Source organism: Protofrankia sp. CiT1 (genome assembly GCF_917627335.1).
Lineage (GTDB): Bacteria > Actinomycetota > Actinomycetes > Frankiales > Frankiaceae > Protofrankia.
In genome coordinates, this window is the sequence record NZ_CAKJTP010000106.1 from 11474 (window position 1) to 15155 (window position 3682).

2 protein-coding genes are annotated in these 3682 nt (G+C 69.7%); both read left to right on the forward strand.

Features of this window, described 5'->3' with window-relative positions; genetic code table 11:
* Window positions 1-240: 240 nt before the first annotated feature.
* The gene (locus MJ785_RS15665; protein ID WP_239312620.1) at window positions 241-1488 is read left to right on the forward strand and encodes a thiolase family protein; all 1248 of its coding nucleotides are present in this window, start codon (window positions 241-243) and stop codon (window positions 1486-1488) included.
* Window positions 1485-3635 carry a 3-hydroxyacyl-CoA dehydrogenase NAD-binding domain-containing protein gene (locus tag MJ785_RS15670; RefSeq protein ID WP_239347187.1) on the forward strand — a complete coding sequence of 717 codons (2151 nt, stop codon included), beginning with the start codon at window positions 1485-1487 and terminating at the stop codon, window positions 3633-3635. The genes MJ785_RS15665 and MJ785_RS15670 overlap by 4 nt, the downstream gene beginning before the upstream one ends.
* Window positions 3636-3682: the final 47 nt, after the last annotated feature.

Here is a 3682-nt window from a genome sequence, read left to right on the forward strand (position 1 = left end):
CAGTAGCACCGGATGGGACGCGGCAGGCCCAAGGCCCCGCTTCGCGGTCAGCTCGGCGGAGCGGGGTATGGGGTTACCCATGAGTAACAGAGTGCCGTAGGCTTCGGTGTGCCGGCAACCACGTCGGCACCGGCTTTGTCCGGGTCTCGCGCAGAGCCGAAGACGGTGCGATCGCTTTTCACGATCATTTTTTGCCACCGCCGGAGGCCGAAGTCGCCGCAATGCTGTCAGGAGGCACAGGTGTTCCTAGCTGCCCGGGACTCCGTCCGCGACGTCGTGTTCGTCGACGGTGTCCGCACCCCCTTCGGCAAGGCAAAGGGGGTCTATGCTGAAACACGCTCGGATGATCTCATCGTCAAGGTCATCCGTGAGCTGCTGCGACGCAATCCGTCGCTGCCGGCCGAACGGATCGACGAAGTGGCGATCGCGGCCACCACGCAGATCGGTGACCAGGGCCTGACCATCGGCCGGACCGCGGGCATCCTGTCCGGTCTGCCGCGGTCCGTGCCCGGTTACGCCATCGACCGCATGTGTGCCGGGGCGGTCACGGCGGTCACGACCACCGCGTCGGCCATCGCCATCGGCGCCTACGACGTCGCGATCGCGGGCGGGGTCGAGCACATGGGCCGCCACCCGATGGGCGAAGCTGTCGACCCCAACCCCCGTTTCGTCTCCGAACAACTGGTCGACCTATCCGCGCTGGTCATGGGGCAGACCGCGGAGAACGTCCACGACCGCTACCCGAAGATCACAAAAGCACGGGTGGACGCCTACGCGCTCGCGTCCCAGCAGAAGGTGGCCAAGGCATACGCGAACGGCTGGATCCAGCCTGATCTGGTCCCGGTCGCGGGCCGGCACGCCGAAAGCGGCTGGGAGCTGGTGACAGCGGACGAACCACCCCGCCCGGACACCACGGTGGCGGGGCTCGCCGGTCTGAAGACCCCGTTCCGCCCCCACGGCCGGGTGACCGCGGGGAACTCGGCCGGCATCAACGACGGCGCGACCGGATGCGTGCTCGCCGCCGCGGACGTCGCCGAGGAGCTCGGCCTCACGGCGAAGATGTCGCTGGTCGGTTTCGGCTTCGCCGGAGTCGAGCCCCACGTGATGGGGATCGGGCCGATCCCGTCCACCCAGAAGGCCCTGGCCCGCACCGGCCTGTCCATCGACGACATCGGCCTGTTCGAGCTGAACGAGGCCTTCGCTGTCCAGGTGCTGGCCTTCCTCGACCACTTCGGCATCTCCGATGACGACCCGCGGGTGAATCCCTACGGCGGCGCGATCGCCCTGGGGCATCCGCTGGCGGCCAGCGGCGTGCGGCTGATGACCCAGCTCGCCCGCCAGTTCGCCGAGCACCCAGAGGTCCGTTACGGGCTCACCGCCATGTGCGTGGGCCTCGGCATGGGCGCGACGACCATCTGGGCGAACCCGCACTTCGGCACCGCCGCGAACACCTCGCAAGCGGCTGACCGGACAGGAGAGGCAGCATGACCTCGACCGACACGCCGGCCCTGGAGTATCCGGGCGAAGTGGTGACGCAGGCTCACGTCCGCTATGTGACGCTGCCTGACGTGGCCGGGCCGATCGCGCTCATCACCCTGGACAACGGCCTGGACCACACCCGGCCGTCGACCTTCGGCCCCGCCGGGCTACGCAACCTGCTCGCCGCCATGGACGAGATCGAGACGCACGCCCCGGCTGTGGCGGCCATCGCCGTCACCGGTAAGCCGTTCGTCTTCAGCGTCGGCGCCGACCTGTCCTTCCGGACCTCCTTCACCGATCCGCAGGCTGTCCGGCCCGCCATCCACGCGTTCAGCGAACTCGGGCACGCGGCGATGCGCCGGATCGGTGCGGGCCGTTTGCACGGCCGCAAAGTGCCCACCTTCGCGCTGGTCAACGGTGCGGCGCTGGGCGGCGGCCTGGAACTGGCACTGCACTGCGACTATCGGGCCGTGTCCGCGGCGGTCCGGACGCTCGCCCTGCCCGAGGTCTTCCTCGGGCTGGTACCGGGGTGGGGCGGAACCCAGTTGCTACCGAATCTGGTCGGCGCGGACACCGCGGTCACCATCGCCGTCGCGAACCCGCTGAGCCAGAACAGGATGCTCAACGCCGGTCAGGCGGCCGAGCTCGGCCTCGCGGACGTCCTGCTGGAACCGGCGGACTTTCTGGAGGAGGCACTGCGCTGGGCCGGCCGGGTCATCCGCGGTGAGATCGACCCGGCGGCCGCGCGGACGCCGGTGCGGCGCGGCCAGGCCTGGGCGGACGCGGTCACCCGCGGCCGTGCCCTGGCTGACGCCAAGCTGCACGGCGCGGCACCCGCGGCATACCGTGCGCTGCAACTGATCGAGCTCGCCGAGACCGCCGACCTCGACGCTGGTCTCGCGGCCGAGGCTGACGCGCTCGCCGACGTCGCGGTCACCGAGGAGCTGGTCGCCAGCCTCTACGCCTTCGACCTGGTGCAGAAGCGGGCGAAGCGCCCGGTCGGCGGTCCGGACAAGGCGCTGGCACGCCCGGTCACCAAGGTTGGTGTGGTTGGCGCCGGCCTGATGGCGAGCCAGCTCGCGGCGTTGTTCGCCCAGCGTCTGGAGGTCCCGGTCGTCCTGACCGACATCGACCAGACCCGCCTCGACGCCGGTGTGGCCGCCGTCCACGCCGAGATGGACAACCTGCTGGCCAAGAAGAAGCTCTCCCCGGACAGGGCGTCCCGGCTGAAGGCAAGCGTGACCGGCTCGCTGACCAAGGATGTGTTCGCCGATGCCGACCTCGTCATCGAGGCCGTGTTCGAAGATCTCGCGGTCAAGCGGAAGGTGCTGGCCGAGCTGGAGGCGGTTGTCAGCCCGACGGCCCTGCTGCTGACCAACACCTCGGCGCTGTCGATCAGCGCGATGGCCTCGGAGCTGACGCATCCGGAGCGGGTAGCCGGGCTGCACTTCTTCAACCCGGTGGCCGTGCTGCCGTTGGTCGAGGTGGTACGAGGCAAGCAGACCGATGACGCGGCGATCGCGACCACCCTCGCGGTCGTGAAGAAACTCAAGAAGAACGCGGTACTCACCACCGACACTCCGGCGTTCGCCCTCAACCGCCTGCTCGTCCGGTTCATGGACGAAGTGCTCGGCGCGATCGAGAACGGTACCCCCCCGGCCGAGGCCGACCAGGCACCGGAACCCCTCGGCCTGCCGATGTCCCCGCTGGCGTTGCTTGAGCTGGTCGGCCCGCCGATAGTCCTCCACGTCGCCGAGACCCTCCACGCCGCCTATCCCGACCGCTTCGGCAAGCCCGAGGGCCTTGCCCGGCTGGTCGCCGCCGGCCGGGCCAACGTCCACGCGGGGACGGGAGACTCACGGAAGATCGACCAACAGGCGGCTGAGCTCCTGCGGGTCCAGACCGGCGGTGACACCCCGGTACTGACCGGTGAGCAGGTGCGGGAGGCGGCGCTGGCCGCACTCGCCGAGGAGATCCGCATCCTGCTCGACGACGGCGTCGTCGCCGAAGCCGCCGATGTGGACCTGTCCCTGATCCTCGGCGCCGGGTGGCCGTTCCACCTCGGTGGCATCACGCCCTACCTGGATCGCACCGGTATCAGCGAGAAGGTCACCGGCCGTCGTTTCAGCCCACCGGGCGTCGCAACCATTTCCTAGTGGTCGCCGCCGGAAGTTGTTCGGGGGGTGCCGGATGACAGACGGAT

What these genes read in the sequence shown, in the direction of transcription:
- MJ785_RS15670 (WP_239347187.1), top strand. Translation starts at nt 1,485, where the DNA reads ATGACCTCGACCGACACGCCGGCCCTGGAGTATCCGGGCGAAGTGGTG.